Consider the following 729-nt stretch of genomic DNA (forward strand, 5'->3'; position numbering starts at 1 on the left):
TGGGCGCGGGCTGGCGCGTGGCGCTGACCGGGCGGCGCGAGGCGCCGCTCCATGAGACGGCCGAAGGGTACGGCGAGGCGCTGGTCCAGAGCTGCGACGTGACCGACCCCGCCTCGGTCGAGGCGCTCTTCGCCGCGATCGAAGCGCGGTGGGGCCGGCTCGACGCGCTGTTCAACAACGCGGGCACCAATGCGCCAGGCCGCCCGATCGACGAGATCCCGGTCGAGGACTGGCTCAGGGTCTGCGATACCAACATCACCGGCATGTTCCTCGTCGCGCGCGGGGCCTTCGGGCTGATGCGCCGCCAGCAGCCGCAGGGCGGGCGGATCATCAACAACGGCTCGATCTCGGCGCATGTGCCGCGCCCGGGATCGGCGCCCTACACCATGTCCAAGCACGCGGTCACCGGGCTCACGCGGACGCTCTCGCTCGACGGGCGGGCCTTTGACATCGCCTGCGGGCAGATCGACATCGGCAACGCGCTCACCGACATGGCCGAGGCGATGACCCGCGGCGTGCCGCAGGCCGACGGCTCCAATGCGGTCGAGGCGGTGATGGACGTGGCCCACGTGGCGGATGCGGTGCTGCACATGGCCTCCCTGCCGCCCGAGGCCAACGTGCAGTTCATGAACGTCATGGCCACCAAGATGCCCTTCATCGGCCGCGGCTAGGCGCGACCCCCGGTGGCGCGCCACCGGTCAGCCGCGCAGGGCGGGCCGGCCGATGCCC

1 protein-coding gene is annotated in these 729 nt (G+C 72.2%); it reads left to right on the plus strand.

Translation table 11 applies throughout. The features are described 5' to 3' along the window. The coding region (locus NHG85_RS17800; RefSeq protein ID WP_253334927.1) for an SDR family oxidoreductase at window positions 1-671 on the plus strand (671 nt) is incomplete at its 5' end. Window positions 672-729: the final 58 nt, after the last annotated feature.

The sequence above is a fragment of the Limimaricola litoreus genome (assembly GCF_024159025.1).
Taxonomy (GTDB): domain Bacteria; phylum Pseudomonadota; class Alphaproteobacteria; order Rhodobacterales; family Rhodobacteraceae; genus Limimaricola; species Limimaricola litoreus.